This window comes from Pseudomonas sp. B28(2017) (assembly GCF_002113025.1).
In the GTDB taxonomy this organism is placed as follows: domain Bacteria; phylum Pseudomonadota; class Gammaproteobacteria; order Pseudomonadales; family Pseudomonadaceae; genus Aquipseudomonas.
Genome location: NZ_NEJH01000003.1, coordinates 560242 through 575751 on the forward strand (window position 1 = coordinate 560242; position 15510 = coordinate 575751).

General features: G+C 59.8%; 14 protein-coding genes and 1 pseudogene. 10 read left to right on the plus strand and 5 right to left on the minus strand.

Going from position 1 to position 15510, the window contains the following annotated elements; translation table 11 throughout:
* Positions 1-71: 71 nt before the first annotated feature.
* Entirely contained in the window at positions 72-1016 is a 945-nt protein-coding gene (locus CAF65_RS11875; protein WP_085716446.1) for a choline ABC transporter substrate-binding protein, read from the minus strand.
* Positions 1017-1225: 209 nt separating this feature from the next.
* On the opposite strand from CAF65_RS11875, the gene CAF65_RS11880 reads away from it, so the two are divergent.
* Positions 1226-2170 (plus strand): GlxA family transcriptional regulator, encoded by a 945-nt coding sequence (locus CAF65_RS11880; RefSeq protein WP_085716447.1) that lies wholly within the window; start codon positions 1226-1228, stop codon positions 2168-2170.
* Between the two features lie 128 nt (positions 2171-2298).
* On the opposite strand, the gene CAF65_RS11885 is transcribed toward CAF65_RS11880, so the two are convergent.
* The 4 genes and pseudogenes from CAF65_RS11885 to CAF65_RS11900 form a co-directional block, all read right to left on the minus strand.
* On the minus strand, positions 2299-2715 hold the full coding sequence (locus CAF65_RS11885; protein ID WP_085716448.1) for a DUF3010 family protein: 417 nt from the start codon (positions 2713-2715) through the stop codon (positions 2299-2301).
* Between the two features lie 33 nt (positions 2716-2748).
* Positions 2749-3072: a helix-turn-helix domain-containing protein gene (locus CAF65_RS11890; protein WP_085716449.1), complete on the minus strand. Its 324-nt coding sequence runs from the start codon at positions 3070-3072 to the stop codon at positions 2749-2751.
* Positions 3056-3311: pseudogene (locus CAF65_RS11895) on the minus strand (type II toxin-antitoxin system RelE/ParE family toxin). Before CAF65_RS11895 ends, CAF65_RS11890 begins: the two are co-directional and overlap by 17 nt.
* A gap of 211 nt (positions 3312-3522) precedes the next feature.
* Positions 3523-3924, minus strand: a complete 402-nt coding sequence (locus tag CAF65_RS11900; RefSeq protein ID WP_085716450.1) for a lysozyme inhibitor LprI family protein — start codon at positions 3922-3924, stop codon at positions 3523-3525.
* A gap of 224 nt (positions 3925-4148) precedes the next feature.
* Here CAF65_RS11900 and CAF65_RS11910 point away from each other — a divergent pair, with 224 nt between their 5' ends.
* The 9 genes from CAF65_RS11910 (at position 4149) to CAF65_RS11950 (ending at position 14925) form a co-directional block, all read left to right on the plus strand.
* Entirely contained in the window at positions 4149-5126 is a 978-nt protein-coding gene (locus CAF65_RS11910; RefSeq protein WP_008019494.1) for a dipeptidase, read from the plus strand.
* Between the two features lie 79 nt (positions 5127-5205).
* Positions 5206-5736: a DUF5943 domain-containing protein gene (locus CAF65_RS11915; protein ID WP_008019495.1), complete on the plus strand. Its 531-nt coding sequence runs from the start codon at positions 5206-5208 to the stop codon at positions 5734-5736.
* Between the two features lie 15 nt (positions 5737-5751).
* The gene (gene dgcA / locus CAF65_RS11920; RefSeq protein ID WP_085716452.1) at positions 5752-7812 is read left to right on the plus strand and encodes a dimethylglycine demethylation protein DgcA; all 2061 of its coding nucleotides are present in this window, start codon (positions 5752-5754) and stop codon (positions 7810-7812) included.
* A 172-nt stretch (positions 7813-7984) separates the two neighbouring features.
* Complete coding sequence (gene dgcB / locus CAF65_RS11925; RefSeq protein ID WP_085716453.1) at positions 7985-9931, plus strand: dimethylglycine demethylation protein DgcB; 1947 nt, start codon at positions 7985-7987, stop codon at positions 9929-9931.
* On the plus strand, positions 9931-11151 hold the full coding sequence (locus CAF65_RS11930; protein WP_085716454.1) for an electron transfer flavoprotein subunit alpha/FixB family protein: 1221 nt from the start codon (positions 9931-9933) through the stop codon (positions 11149-11151). The genes dgcB and CAF65_RS11930 overlap by 1 nt, the downstream gene beginning before the upstream one ends.
* Before the next feature lie 15 nt (positions 11152-11166).
* Positions 11167-11937: an electron transfer flavoprotein subunit beta gene (locus CAF65_RS11935; protein ID WP_085716455.1), complete on the plus strand. Its 771-nt coding sequence runs from the start codon at positions 11167-11169 to the stop codon at positions 11935-11937.
* A gap of 122 nt (positions 11938-12059) precedes the next feature.
* Complete coding sequence (locus tag CAF65_RS11940) at positions 12060-12626, plus strand: GNAT family N-acetyltransferase (RefSeq protein ID WP_085716456.1); 567 nt, start codon at positions 12060-12062, stop codon at positions 12624-12626.
* Positions 12627-12755: 129 nt separating this feature from the next.
* Complete coding sequence (locus tag CAF65_RS11945) at positions 12756-13562, plus strand: RHS repeat-associated core domain-containing protein (RefSeq protein ID WP_085716457.1); 807 nt, start codon at positions 12756-12758, stop codon at positions 13560-13562.
* Positions 13563-13704: 142 nt separating this feature from the next.
* Positions 13705-14925, plus strand: a complete 1221-nt coding sequence (locus CAF65_RS11950; RefSeq protein ID WP_143492096.1) for a retropepsin-like aspartic protease — start codon at positions 13705-13707, stop codon at positions 14923-14925.
* Positions 14926-15510: the final 585 nt, after the last annotated feature.

Consider the following 15510-nt stretch of genomic DNA (forward strand, 5'->3'; position numbering starts at 1 on the left):
TTTTGGTTTTGGCCAGGCGTGGTGGTCCCGTTCGCAGCCCGTTGGGGCTGCGAGTCGGTGGTTCATCCGGTTTATTTACTGGTCAGTTGCAGGTTTTCAGCGGCCGGTTTGCCATCGAAGGTGGTGACGCCTTCAAGCCAGCGTTTTTTGTCCTGCGGGTGATCCTTGAGCCATTGTTTGGCCGACTCGAAAGCGTCCTTGTGATCCAGCAGCGGCTGCATCATCCGGCTCTCGTCTTCGGCGGTGAACGTCAGGTTGCTCAGCAGGCGACCGACGTTCGGGCATTGTTCGGCATAGGTCGGCGCGGTGACGGTCCACACGGTAGCCTTGCCTTCGTTCGGGCCGAGGGCGTCGTCGCTGCCGGTGAGGTAGGTCATTTTCACGTTGACGTTCATCGGGTGTGGCGCCCAGCCGAAGAACACCACGGCTTCGTTGCGACGTACGGCGCGGTCCACTGCGGCAAGCATGCCGGCCTCGCTGGACTCGACCAGCTGGAACTTGCCGAGGCCGAACTGGTTCTTGGAGATCATTGCCTTGATCTGGGTGTTGGCGCCCGAGCCAGGCTCGATGCCGTAGATCTTGCCGCCCAGTTCTTTTTCGAATTTGGCGATGTCAGCGAAGGTTTTCAGGCCCTTGTCGGCGAGGTAGGTCGGCACGGCGAGGGTCGCGCGGGCGTCTTGCAGGCTTGGGGCTTCCAGGACCTTGACCTGTTTGGCGTCGACGAACGGGGTGATGGTCTGGGTCATCAGCGGGTTCCAGTAGCCGAGGAACAGGTCCAGGCGCTGGTCGCGGATCCCGGCGAAGATGATTTGCTGGGAGGCGCTGGTTTGTTTGGTGCTGTAGCCGAGGCCATCGAGCAATACCTGGGTCATGGCGCTGGTGGCGATCACGTCGGTCCAGTTCACTACACCCATGCGCACGTTCTGGCATGCGGCGGGTTCGGCGGCCATGACACTGGCGCTCAGCAAAGCGGTACCACTGAGTGCAAGAACACAGCTGCTGATCAGTCGTTTCATCTCAGGTTCCTCGGCAGTTCGTTTATTGTGAGTTCCGGTGTCTGCTGCGCCGGTGATGCCAAGTTACGCAGCTAAACGCCCATGAAAGCGCACTGCGGCGACCGACTCTTGCACTGCAGCGACCTGTGCTCTTGAATGCCGCTTGCAACTGGCGTATCAACATCCTCACGCTCCCCGCCCTCTTGCTACTTGCCAATCGAGTGCGCTCCATGTCCCAGGATTTCTACTTCTTGTTGATGCCGGGTTTCTCGGCCATCGGATTTATCTCGGCCATCGAGCCGTTGCGGGTCGCCAATCGCTTTCGCGGCGAGCTCTATCGCTGGCATGTGCTAAGCGCCGACGGCGGGGCGGTGCTGGCCAGCAACGGCATGTCGGTCAACGCCGATGCGGCGTTGGAACCATTGAAAAAAGGTGCGACGCTGCTGGTAGTCGCCGGGTTCGAACCCCTGAAGTTCGCCACCCCGGCGCTGGAACACTGGTTGCGCCGCCTGGACAACGAAGGCGTGACGCTCGGCGCCATCGACACCGGCAGCTTCATCCTCGCCGAGGCGGGTTTGCTCGACGGCCATCGCCTGACCCTGCACTGGGAAGCCATCGATGCCTTCAAGGAATCCTATCCACAGCTCAGCGTCACCCAGGAACTGTTCGAGATCGACCGCCGGCGCATCACCTCCGCCGGAGGCACCGCTTCCATTGACCTGATGCTGGATCTGATCGCCCAGGCCCACGGCCCCGAGCTGGCGATCCAGGTCAGCGAACAATTCGTGCTCGGCCGTATCCGCCCGCGCAAAGACCACCAGCGCATGGAAGTCGCCACGCGTTATGGCATCAGCAACAAGAAGCTGGTGCACGTGATCGGCGAGATGGAGCAGCACAGCGAACCGCCGCTGAGTACGCTGGAACTGGCGGAATCGATCAAGGTGACGCGGCGGCAACTGGAGCGACTGTTTCGGTTGCACCTGAACGACACGCCGAGCAATTTCTACCTGCGCTTAAGGCTGGAGAAAGCCCGACAGTTGCTGCGCCAGACCGATATGAGCGTACTGGAAGTGAGCATTGCCTGCGGGTTTGAATCGCCGTCGTATTTCACCCGCAGTTATCGGGCGAAATACGAGCGGTGCCCACGAGAGGATCGGCGTACCGCCAAGGCATAACCACCCGCAGAACCCCTGTAGGAGCGAGCTCTGCTCGCGAAAAACGCCTGGGCGACGCGTTCATTCAGACGGCACGCGTAATCGTTAACGTCCATCGCGAGCAGAGCTCGCTCCTACAGGGTTGAAAATTACTTTTTCAGGAGTGCCGAACAGGCAGCCTTGTATGCCTCATGCTGATATTTGTTCAGCGTTCCCGGCAGTTCGAAATTGTGCTTCTTGACCTGCGCATTGATGGTCTGCGGCGACAGCAAGGTCACTTCGCAATTCTCCAGCAACTGGAAAACCCCTTCGATCTTGAACGTGGTCGGCCCGCCGGCGAATTCGCCTTTCTTGCTGCGCTTCTTGATCGCGATGCGGTCGATGGAATTCTCACGGACAAACGAAGCGACCTGAGCGGCGAACACTTTGACGTTGGCGGCTTCATCGTCATCGTCCAGGGCAATTTTCTTGGTAGCGAGCGCGACGTGGCTCAGTGCCTGACCATCCAGCGTTGCCACGGCAATGATCGCTTCGCTGCCCTTGATTTCGATGCCGCAGACTTTCATGTTGAATCCCGTTAGTGACAGAAGGTGAGCAGCTTACAGTTCAAGCTGACTGGCGTTGATGCCGAAAGCCGCAGAGATTTTTTCGCGGGTGGCCTTGCGAGGCTTGGCGACCGTTTCTTGCTGGGCGAAAGCCGGCTGGGTAATGCCCATGCGTTTGGCCACTTCATCCTGTGTAAGGTTCAAGTGTTCGCGCCAGGCGCGGATAGGGGTGGCGCCATCGACAATTCGACTCACTACTTCGTGAGGAATAAGGTCGGGCTCGATTTTCTGCGCGATGTATTGCGCGTAGGGAATGACGACGAACGCGGGATTGCCGTTTTCGTCATTGATGATTTGAACGTCAGTAGGTGCGTTCATCGCGTTTTTTGACCTCTTGAATACTGACCACTTTGATCGCGCCGTCCCAGTTGAACATGACCCTGTAATTACCGACGCGCAGTCGATATGCGTAGTCATGACACAACGAGTGCCTTGACCTGACTTACGTCGGGCATGCCAGCGAGCGCCGTGATGGCATCACGAACCTGAATCTGGTGAACGGAATGCAATCTCAAGAGTTGCTTAACGGCCTTTCGAGTCCAGTGAATGCTGTTCATGGAAACATATAAGTCTTTTATAAGATTTGCGAATCTTTACTTATATTTTCGGCTGGCCAACAAACGAATATTGTCAGGCTATTGCGCCGAAAGGAGCGTCAACTCTCCTTTCGGCAAGGACATGTGGGATTGGTCTGGGAAAGCTGTGGGAATAGTCTTTTTTGAGCGCGATAGCTGATGACGCTACCCGCTTTCGCCGGTTGAATCAGGATTACTCCTGCCCAATCGACTCCAAAAACTCCGACCGTTCGTCACTCATTCGCGCGATGCAATCGTTCTGGGCAATGGTGAACGCCTTGCTGCCGCTGGTGGCCGGGAAGGCTTCGACGACGCAGTCGGCATCCCGGGTCTTGAGCCATTGCTGTTGGGCGGCCTTGAGCTTGGCCGTGATGTCGGCCAGTTGCGACGGGTTCTTGCCGTATTGCGACTGCATGCGCTCGGTCAGGCCCTGGAGGTTTTCCTTGAGCAGGTCTTCGGCGGTGGTTTTGCTGAACGCCGAACACTCGAGGGTCTGGACGTCGTTTTCGACTTTGTCGCACGGGTTGTCGTCGGACACCTCCGCTGCGTGTACGCCGGTCGCAATCATTGCCAAAGCCAGAAGGATGGATTTCATTCAGGTCGCCGCTCTATTCCAGTGATGCGGCGAATTCTGGCCCAAGCCGAGGGCCTTGAACAGGTCGGTGATTGTGCCTGACTACGACCCTTTGTCGCGGATTGACGCTTTCGGCAAACCCCCTGTCGTTTTTGCACCCGGCTGCCCCTGCACCGAGGCATATGCTGGCCCCAAAGCGCCGGCAGACGATTCGGCGCATGAATCGCTAATAAGGGGACAGCCTGATGAGCCCAGCCGAATTGCACGCCGACAGCATCGTTATCGACGGGCTGATTATTGCCAAGTGGAACCGCGAGCTGTTTGAAGACATGCGCAAAGGCGGTCTGACCGCAGCCAACTGCACCGTGTCGGTGTGGGAGGGCTTCCAGGCCACCGTCAACAACATCGCCGCCAGCCAGAAACTGATCCGCGAGAACAGCGACCTGGTGATTCCGGTGCGTACTACCGCCGACATCCGCAAGGCCAAGGAGCAGGGCAAGACCGGCATCCTCTTCGGCTTCCAGAATGCCCACGCCTTCGAAGACCAGATCGGTTACGTCGAGGTGTTCAAGCAGCTGGGCGTCGGTATCGTTCAGATGTGCTACAACACCCAGAACCTGGTGGGCACCGGTTGCTACGAGCGTGATGGTGGCCTGTCGGGCTTCGGTCGCGAAATCGTCGCCGAGATGAACCGGGTTGGCGTGATGTGCGACCTGTCCCATGTCGGCTCCAAGACTTCCGAAGAAGTCATCCTCGAGTCGAAGAAGCCGGTCTGCTACTCCCACTGCCTGCCGTCGGGGCTCAAGGAGCACCCGCGCAACAAGTCCGATGAAGAACTCAAGTTCATCGCCGACCACGGCGGCTTTGTCGGCGTGACCATGTTCGCGCCGTTCCTGGCCAAGGGCATTGATTCGACCATCGACGACTACGCCGAAGCCATCGAATACACCCTGAACATTGTCGGCGAAGATTCCATCGGCATCGGCACCGACTTCACCCAGGGCCATGGCCAGGACTTCTTCGAATACCTGACCCACGACAAGGGCTACGCCCGTCGTCTGACCAGCTTCGGCAAGATCATCAACCCGCTGGGCATCCGCACCGTGGGCGAGTTCCCGAACCTGACCGAGACGTTGCTCAAGCGCGGCCACTCCGAGCGCGTGGTGCGCAAGATCATGGGCGAGAACTGGGTCAACGTGCTCAAGGACGTCTGGGGCGAGTAAGCCGCAGCACTTCTGAATCTTTTCCCCCCGGCCATCCGCGCCGGGGGCAATACCAAAATTCTTCTGGAGTTAAGTTTCCATGGCCAAGATCGCCCCGCAATTGCCAATCGAAGTCGACAGCGAAACCGGTGTCTGGACCTCCGACGCCCTGCCGATGCTGTACGTACCGCGCCATTTCTTCGTCAACAACCACATGGGCATCGAGGAAGTGCTGGGCGCCGAAGCCTATGCCGAAATCCTCTACAAGGCCGGCTACAAGTCCGCCTGGCACTGGTGTGAAAAAGAAGCCGAATGCCATGGCCTGGAAGGCGTAGCGGTGTTCGAACACTACATGAAGCGCCTGTCGCAGCGCGGCTGGGGCCTGTTCAAGATCCAGGACATCGACCTCGACAAAGGCACCTGCAGCGTCAAGCTCGAGCACTCGGCGTTCGTCTACGTGTACGGCAAGGTCGGGCGCAAGGTCGACTACATGTTCACCGGCTGGTTTGCCGGCGCGATGGACCAGATCCTCGCCGCTCGCGGCAGCAAGATCCGCACCGTGGCCGAGCAAGTCTACGGTGGCTCCGAAGAGGGCCACGAAGACGGCTTGTTCATCGTCAAGCCGTTGTAAGTCGAGGAACCCGCCATGGCTTTCGAAGCAATGTTCCAGCCGATCCAGATCGGCAAACTGACCATCCGCAACCGCGTGCTCAGTACCGCGCACGCCGAGGTCTACGCGACCGACGGCGGCATGACCACCGATCGGTACGTCAAGTATTACGAAGAGAAGGCCAAGGGCGGGATCGGCCTGGCGATTTGCGGCGGTTCGTCCGTAGTCGCCATCGACAGCCCGCAGGAATGGTGGAGCTCGGTGAACCTGTCCACCGACCGCATCATTCCGCACTTCCAGAATCTGGCCGACGCCATGCACAAGCACGGCGCCAAGATCATGATCCAGATTACCCACATGGGCCGTCGCTCCCGTTGGGACGGCTTCAACTGGCCGACGCTGATGTCGCCGTCCGGCATTCGTGAACCGGTGCACCGCGCCACCTGCAAAACCATCGAGCCGGAAGAAATCTGGCGGGTGATCGGCAACTACGCGCAAGCTGCGCGCCGCGCCAAGGCCGGTGGCCTGGACGGCGTCGAACTGTCGGCCGTGCACCAGCACATGATCGACCAGTTCTGGAGCCCTCGGGTCAACAAGCGTACCGACGAATGGGGCGGCACCTTCGAAGGCCGCATGAAGTTCGGTCTGGAAGTGCTCAAGGCCGTGCGCGCCGAGGTCGGTGACGATTTCTGCGTGGGCATGCGTATCTGCGGTGACGAATTTCACCCCGATGGCCTGTCCCACGAGGACATGAAGCAGATCGCCAAGTATTACGACGATACCGGCATGCTCGATTTCATCGGCGTCGTGGGTTCGGGTTGCGACACCCACAACACCCTGGCCAACGTGATTCCGAACATGAGTTATCCACCGGAGCCGTTCCTGCACCTGGCGGCCGGTATCAAGGAAGTGGTCAAGGTTCCCGTGCTGCACGCGCAGAACATCAAGGACCCGAACCAGGCCACCCGTATTCTGGAAGGCGGTTACGTCGACATGGTCGGCATGACCCGTGCGCACATCGCCGACCCGCACCTGATCGCCAAGATCAAGATGGGCCAGGTCGACCAGATCAAGCAGTGCGTCGGTGCCAACTACTGCATCGACCGCCAGTATCAGGGCCTGGATGTGTTGTGCATCCAGAACGCGGCGACCTCCCGTGAATACATGGGCCTGCCGCACATCATCGAAAAAACCACTGGTAAAAAACGCAAGGTGGTGGTGGTCGGTGCCGGCCCGGCGGGGATGGAAGCCGCTCGTGTGGCTGCCGAGCGTGGCCACGATGTGACCCTGTTCGAGAAGAAGGAATTCATCGGTGGGCAGATCACCACGGCGTCGAAAGCGCCGCAGCGTGACCAGATCGCCGGTATCACCCGCTGGTATCAGCTGGAACTGGCACGGTTGAAAGTCGACCTGCGCCTGGGCACCGCGGCGGATGCGCCGACCATCATGGACCTGCGTCCGGATGTGGTGGTGCTGGCGGTCGGGGGTCACCCGTACCTGGAGCAGAACGAACACTGGGGCGCGGCTGAAGGCCTGGTAGTCAGCAGCTGGGACATCCTCGATGGCAAGGTAGCGCCGGGCAAGAACGTACTGGTCTACGACACCATTTGCGAATTCACCGGCATGTCGACCGCCGACTTCATCGCCGACAAGGGCAGCCAGGTCGAGATCGTCACCGACGACATCAAGCCTGGGGTGGCGATTGGCGGTACGTCGTTCCCGACTTACTACCGCAGCATGTATCCGAAAGAAGTGATCATGACCGGCGACATGATGCTGGAGAAGGTCTACCGCGAAGGCGACAAGCTGGTGGCGGTACTGGAAAACGAATACACCGGCGCCAAAGAGGAGCGGGTGGTGGACCAGGTGGTCGTTGAAAACGGCGTGCGTCCGGACGAAGAAATCTACTACGCGCTGAAGGAAGGCTCGCGCAACAAAGGCCAGATCGATGTCGAAGCCTTGTTCGCGATCAAGCCGCAGCCATGCCTGGAACAGAGCGGCGACGGCTACCTGCTGTTCCGCATCGGCGACTGTGTGGCCCAGCGTAACGTACACGCGGCGATCTACGACGCGCTGCGGCTGTGCAAGGATTTCTAAGAGCTTGTGGATAACCCTGTAGGAGCGAGCTCGCTCGCGATGGATTTGAAGACGCCGCGTTTTTCCAGACCCTGCGCGTCATCGTTAACGCCCATCGCGAGCAAGCTCGCTCCTACAGAGGATCGAGCAAGGCATTCAGGTAGTTAAGCCCGAGGTCTTTGGGAGCTCCACCATGTTGAACACCCTTCTTCCAATCCTGTTGTTCGCTGCCCTGGGCCTTGCGGTTCTGGGGGCGATGCGGCGGGTGGCCATGTGGCGCCGAGGCCGGGCTTCGAAAGTCGACCTGATCGGTGGCCTGTTCGCCATGCCCAAGCGCTACATGGTCGATTTGCACCATGTGGTGGCGCGGGACAAATACATTGCCAATACCCACGTCGCTACGGCTGGCGGTGCGGTAGCGTCCGTCGTGCTGGCGATTCTGGTACACGGTTTTGGCCTGCATAACCGCTTCCTTGGTTATGCGTTGCTGTTGATGTCGGCGGTGATGTTCGTCGGCGCGATCTTTGTTTACCTGCGTCGGCGCAACCCGCCGTCGCGTCTGTCGAAAGGCCCGTGGATGCGCCTGCCGAAAAGCCTGCTGGCGTTCTCGGCCTCGTTCTTCCTGGTGACCCTGCCGGTGGCCGGCATCCTGCCCGAAGACTTCGGTGGCTGGGTCTTGGCCGTCATCCTCGGGATCGGTGTGCTGTGGGGCGTGTCGGAGCTGTTCTTCGGCATGACCTGGGGCGGGCCGATGAAGCACGCCTTCGCCGGTGCCTTGCACCTGGCCTGGCACCGTCGCGCCGAACGCTTTGGCGGTGGTCGTTCCACTGGGTTGAAACCGCTCGACCTGAACGACCCGAGCGAGCCACTGGGCGTGGAAAAGCCCAAGGATTTCACTTGGAACCAGTTGCTCGGCTTCGACGCTTGCGTGCAGTGCGGTAAATGCGAAGCGGCGTGCCCGGCCTTCGCTGCCGGCCAGCCGCTGAACCCGAAAAAACTGATTCAGGACATGGTCGTCGGCCTGGCTGGCGGCACCGATGCGAAGTTCGCCGGCAGTCCGTATCCGGGCAAACCGATTGGTGAACACGCGGGTAATCCGCATCAGCCGATCGTCAACGGCCTGGTGGACGCCGAGACCCTCTGGTCGTGCACCACCTGCCGCGCCTGCGTCGAGGAATGCCCGATGATGATCGAGCATGTCGATGCCATCGTCGACATGCGCCGTCACCTGACCCTGGAAAAAGGTGCGACCCCGAACAAGGGCGCGGAAGTCCTGGAAAACCTGATCGCTACCGACAACCCGGGCGGCTTCGCGCCGGGCGGGCGGATGAACTGGGCGGCTGACCTGAACCTCAACCTGCTCAGTGAAAAGAAATCCACCGACGTGCTGTTCTGGGTTGGCGACGGTGCCTTCGACATGCGTAACCAGCGCACCCTGCGCGCGTTCGTCAAAGTGCTCAAGGCGGCGAAAATCGACTTTGCCGTGCTCGGCCTCGAAGAACGCGACAGCGGTGACGTGGCTCGACGCCTGGGCGATGAAGCGACTTTCCAGCTGTTGGCCAAACGCAATATCCAGACCCTGGCCAAATACAGTTTCAACCGCATCGTCACCTGCGACCCGCACAGTTTCCACGTGCTGAAAAACGAGTACGGCGCATTTGATGGCAACTATCTGGTGCAGCACCACAGCACCTACATGGCGGAAATCATCGATGCTGGCGCGTTGAACCTCGGCCAGCACAAGGGCGACAGCGTGACTTATCACGACCCGTGCTACCTCGGCCGCTACAACGGCGAGTACGAGGCGCCGCGCCAGGTACTGCGTGCCCTCGGCATCGAGGTCAAGGAAATGCAACGCTCCGGATTCCGCTCGCGCTGCTGCGGCGGTGGTGGCGGCGCGCCGATCACCGACATTCCGGGCAAACAGCGTATTCCCGACATGCGCATGGAAGACATCCGCGAGACGGGTGCCGAACTGGTGGCCGTGGGTTGTCCACAGTGCACCGCGATGCTCGAAGGCGTGGTTGAACCACGGCCGTTGATCAAGGACATCGCCGAACTGGTGGCTGACGCGCTGCTGGAGGACCAGGCCCCAAAGTCGTCCACACCGGCCAAACGTGAACCTGCGGAGGTGCACTGATGAGCGACATTATCCGCCGCGACCCCCGCGCCGAATGGATTGCCCGTAACCGTCTGCACCCGCTGCACGCGGCCATGCAACCGGTGCAACACAGCTGGATGGGGCCCAACGGCGTCATCCGCAAGAACCCCCATGGCATCGGGTTTATCGGGCCGAACGGGATCAAACGTATCGACCGCAGCGGCGCGCAACAGGGCGGGTCGGTCAAGCGCTCGGCCGCCGTTGAAGTGCAATTGCCGCTGCATCAGGTGCCTGCACCGGCGTTTTACATCAGCGTGGTGCCGGACATGGTCGGTGGCCGCTTGAGCAGTCACGACCGCGACCTGTTGGGCCTGGCTCATCAACTGGCCGGCAAGGACGGCGCGGTGCTGGCCGTGGTTTTCGGCGAGCACAAGGAAAACGCTTTCGCCACGGCGGGCGTCGACCGCCTGCTGGTACTGGAAGGTGACGAATTCAGCGGTTATGCACCGGAACAACGCGTCCAGGGCCTGCGGGCTGTGGATAACCAGTTCAGCCCGCGTCACTGGCTGCTGCCGGATAGCCGCAGCGGTGGCGGCGAATTGGGTCGACGCTTTGCTGCCGCCCTGGGTGAACGCCCGGCCACGCGGGTCTGGCAGGTCAAGGATCAGGAGTGCATCGGCCGCGCCGGCGCGGGTCTGCAAGACCTTGCCCGTCCACTGGCACGACTGATTCTGGCGGCTGCCGAGTGCGCCGAACCGGTCAGCGAAACCCGTCACGAAGTGCTGCCCGTAGAGTTATCCACAACCGTGGCGCGCAGCCTGTCGCGTATCGAAGACCTGGGCGCGGTGGCAGTCGATCCGGCGGCCATTCCGATGGCCGAAGCCGAGTTCATTTTCTCCGGCGGCAACGGGGTCAAGGACTGGGGGCTTTTCCACCGGACCGCCGAAGCCCTCGGCGCGACCGAAGGCGCATCGCGGGTGGCGGTGGACGACGGGTTCATGGCCCGCGACCGTCAAGTCGGGGCATCCGGCACCTGGGTCACCGCACGGGTCTACGTGGCAGTGGGGATTTCCGGAGCGATCCAGCACCTGCAAGGCATTGGTGCCTGCGACAAGGTAGTGGCGATCAACCTCGACCCTGGTTGCGACATGATCAAGCGCGCGGACCTGTCGGTAATCGGCGAGAGCGCGGAGATACTTCAAGCCTTGATCGAGGCGGTAGAGGCTTACCGCAACGACGCCAAGCGCGATGCGGCTTAAGGGAAGGAAAGGGTTATGAGCACGAAAATCATCAGCCTGGTGTCCATCGGCGCCCACCCGACCTCCGGTCGGCCGCGTCGCGCGGAACAGGATGCGCGGGCGGTGGAACTGGGCCTGCAACTGGCTGGGGATAACTTGCAGGTGCTGCATGCCGGCGACGTCGCCGAGCCTGCCCTGCGTGCTTACCTGGGCATGGGGCTGGATCAGTTGCACGTACTGGAACAACCGGAGGGCGCCGATGCGCTGCCGTCCCTCACCGCGTATTTGCGCGATGCCGGGGCCCAAGTGGTGCTGACCGGCAGCCAGGCGGAAACCGGCGAAGGCTCGGGCATGCTGCCGTTTCTGCTGGCTGAAGGCCTCGGCTGGCCGCTGGTGGTGGGGCTGGCGCAGGTCGAGTCCATCGACGCTGGTTCAGCTCTGGTGCTGCAAGCCTTGCCCCGTGGCCAGCGTCGTCGCTTGAAGGTTCGCTTGCCGTTTCTCGCCACTGTGGATAACGCCGCACCCAAGCCTCGGCAGAGTGCTTACGGCCCGGCTCGGCGCGGGGTGTTGCAGGCCGATGAAGTGGAAGTGGTCGACGACGAACTGCTGGCGGTCGCCACCCTGCAACCGGCTAAGCCACGACCCAAGCGCCTGAAGGTGATCAAGGCCAAGAGCGGCGCCGACCGCATGAAAGCCGCAACGGCAAAAGCCAGTGGCGGAGGGGGACAAGTGCTCAAGGGCGTTACGGCGCAAGCTGGGGCTGAGGCGATTCTGAAATTGCTGATTGAAGAAGGCGTGGTTCGCTGACGGAGAATCACTAAAAAACCCATGTGGGAGCGAGCCTGCTCGCGAAGGCGTTGTGTCAGCCGACATTGATATTGCCTGACCCACCGCATTCGCGAGCAGGCTCGCTCCCACAAGGAAACACGATGGCAGTTGAATTTCGTTCCGCAGTCCGCGCGGATGCGCGGGAGATCGCGCGGTTGTTCCAGATTTCATCCGAAGGCGCTTCAGATTACATCTGGAGCCAGATCGCAGAGCCCGGCCAGGATCTGCTTGACGTAGGCGCCATCCGCTACGCCCGTGACGATGTGGATTTTTCGTATCAGAACTGCCTGATCGCCGAAGCGCACGGGCAGGTCATCGGCATGATGCACAGCTACGTGATGCGCCACGACCCGTTCGCCGAGCCGGTCACCGATCCGGTGCTGGCGCCCTACGCGACCATGGAAATTCCCGACACCCTGTACATTTCCAGCCTCGCCCTGCATGAGGGCTGGCGCAACCAGGGCCTGGGTAAACAGTTCCTGGCCTACGCCTACGACCGCGCCAACCAGCTCGGGCTCAACGGCCTGAGCTTGATCGACTACGCCGCCAACACCGGCGCCCGGCGTTTCTATGAGCGTCACGGCTTTCGGATTGTCGATACCTGCCTGATCACGCCGCATCCGATGATTCGGGTGACGGGCGAGGCTTACCTGATGTATCGGCCGTAGCGGACTGGCAGAACTGCTAGTGTTGGTTTTCGCCGCGTTTGGTTAGGGTAGTGATCAATTAATACCCGCTCAGACTTCGAATCAGACAGGGTGCTGCGGGTCGATCAGGTCTCTCTCAGGTGACTGCCGATGCCTATTTCCCAACAGACCCAATGCACAAACCAGCCCTCGGCGGCACAGCCGCGACTTTCCAGAACCGTGCTGCTGGCGACTGACCTGCAGCAGAGCGTCCTCGTCGAACTGGACAGCAGACGCCTTACACCGCGCGCGTATTGCGCCTATGGGTTTCAAAGTGGCCCACAGTCGGGCGGGGCGCATTTAGCCTTCAATGGACAAATCAAAGAACCGTCCACAGGGTGGTATCACCTAGGTAATGGTCGTCGTGTCTATAACCCGGTGCTGATGCGGTTTCACAGTGCGGATCGGTTGAGCCCGTTTGGTAAAGGGGGAATGAATGCGTATACCTATTGCGAGGGAGACCCGCTCAATTACACAGACCCGACGGGTGAGTTCATAGCGAGTGTTTTACCGATTATTCAGCGAGGTCTGACAGTTGCGTTGCACACCATTGCTCCGGCGGCTTTTATCTTTGGCCCCAAGGCTTCAGGTGCCGCTCTACAGGCCACCCGACTCAGTCTGGGCGGTTCGGTCACCAGCGTTGTGGGAGCAACCATGCAATTGGTGGGATACCCAGTCGGCGCTGTTGTCCAGGCCGCAGGGACGACAGCCTTGATAGCGGGGGCGGCGACCCGGGGGGCTGTTGCGGTCAAGAATGCTTACCAGAGCAATGTGTTGTGGAAAACCGTGAAAGCCAACATCAAAAACATCATGGGTTGGCCTGATTCAGCAAAGTCACGCACGCCTCCTGTTACTTTGGTAAGCATGAACTCGAATAGCCCTCAGAGGACGTCCGCCAATATTAGAACTTCCATATAACGGCCTGATTCCAGAGCGCACTGAACGAGTCTCGTTGGACTACATTTTTATAGTGCGCTGGTCAGGGTGCAGCACACTGTTACGAAGCTTTCAGAAGTTCAGCGCTTGATCATAAAACATGCTTTTTATGAGTGTGTCGGCCATGAAGCCTGTGAAGCGGTCGCTGCTGCTTTTCCTGTTGCTTGCGATCCTGTCGACAGGATCTCTGGCCGGTAACGGGCCGACCAAGCCTCAAACGCGTTATGCGCCCGAGCAGGACTTCTATCAATGGTTGGAGTCCGAACCGGGCCAAAAAGCCTCCCTGACGCAACTGCGCGAGCGCTGTGATCGCGTGCGGGATGCCAGGGAAAACCTCAATTGTTCCGTGTCCGTTATTGCCCGCATGTTCGAACTCAAGGCCGCCAATCAGCTGCCTGATTACTATCTGACGACCAGGCGCAAACACGCTCGGGCCATAGACGCCAACCAAGAGCTTAAAGGCTTGTTCTCGATGTTCGGCAATCAGTCGCTCTCGACCCTGAAGGCGACTGGCGATTTCACCGTGAAAAGAACGTCGCGGCACGAAGTGCTCAGAATTCATCCCTATTCCAGTGACCATTTCATTGCCGATGAAGTGCTGCCCTTTATCGATGTCAGTGCGGCCAACGGTCATTCCGCCCGCTTCGTTCTCGACACCGGCGCCCCGCAAACCCGGGTCAATCAAGAGACCGCGAAGCTCATGGGGATCAAGTGGCTGAGCGACTCCCATTACGCCTACAGCACGTTTTATGGTGAGAGTGAGCTGTCTGCCCGGCTGGGCGTTCTGGACGCCTTGAAGGTGGGCACAAGCGAGTTCCACAACGTACTGGTGTTTGTCAGTGATCGGGACAACTTGCTGGGGCTGGATCTGATCAGCAAGTTGGGGCGGTTGAAGTTGACGCGCAAGACCCTGGAACTCAACACCGCGCGACCCACGCGCTGCGACTCACCGATCAACTACACCCGCATGGACCTCAACCAGCGCCTGACCATCGCCGCCCGCATGGACAACCGTGCTACGCAGGCGATTGTCGATACCGGCAATGCCGATTACCTGACTTCGGCGCTGCCGGGTGAGCAGGTCAATGTCGTGCAGTCGTTGAACCCTGGCAACTCCCCGCTCGATACCGCCGACAGGCAACGCTACCAAACCTTCAAGGGCGTGCTGAACCTGCCGGGTCACAGCCTGCCGATCACCTACAAATACTACCCGGGGTTCACCATTCCGCCGTCGTGGGTGCAGGGACGGTACGTGCCGTCCGTTCTGCTGGGGTGGCGAGCGTTCGATGACTTTGAATTGAATCTGGATATCGAGGCGGGGCGCTCGTGTTTTAACAAGGTTTGAAGACGCGAGACCAATTTCGAAGTGTTTACCCACAATCCCTGTGAGCGCTTCTGTGGATAACATGTTCGCCCCTTGCCAAGCCCCTTACAGATCAGGGGCTGCAGGCCGAAGATCAAAAAATAACCAGCCTAAGCTGCGGTTTTTCATGGGTTTTTTCAGAGGATAAGTGCAGGACTTGCCCCCAATCTCTGTTGGCGCTTCTGTGGATAAGATGTTCGCTTACCGCTACAGCCCATGCAAACCGTGGCTTTCGAAGGATTGGTTAAAAAACGTTCAAACTGCTGGTTCTGGCCAGCTTTGCACTCTGAGAACGCAGGAAAATCACGGTCTCCAGCGGTTTTCCACAATACCCGTGAAGTTGCCCCCAAAGTCTGTTGGTGCTTCTGTGGATAAGGTGTTCGCCATACGCTGCGAGCTCCGTATTACGTGCCTTTTAGAGGTTTGATCAATAAATGATCAGGCGTCGGGGAAAACCCTCGTTCTGAATAAGTCACGGATTTTCTTCAGTTTCCGGGGAGAAATTTTCCGAGCTTTCCACAGTTGTCCCCATTTGCTGTGGGTGGAGATGTGGATAACTTGTTTGCG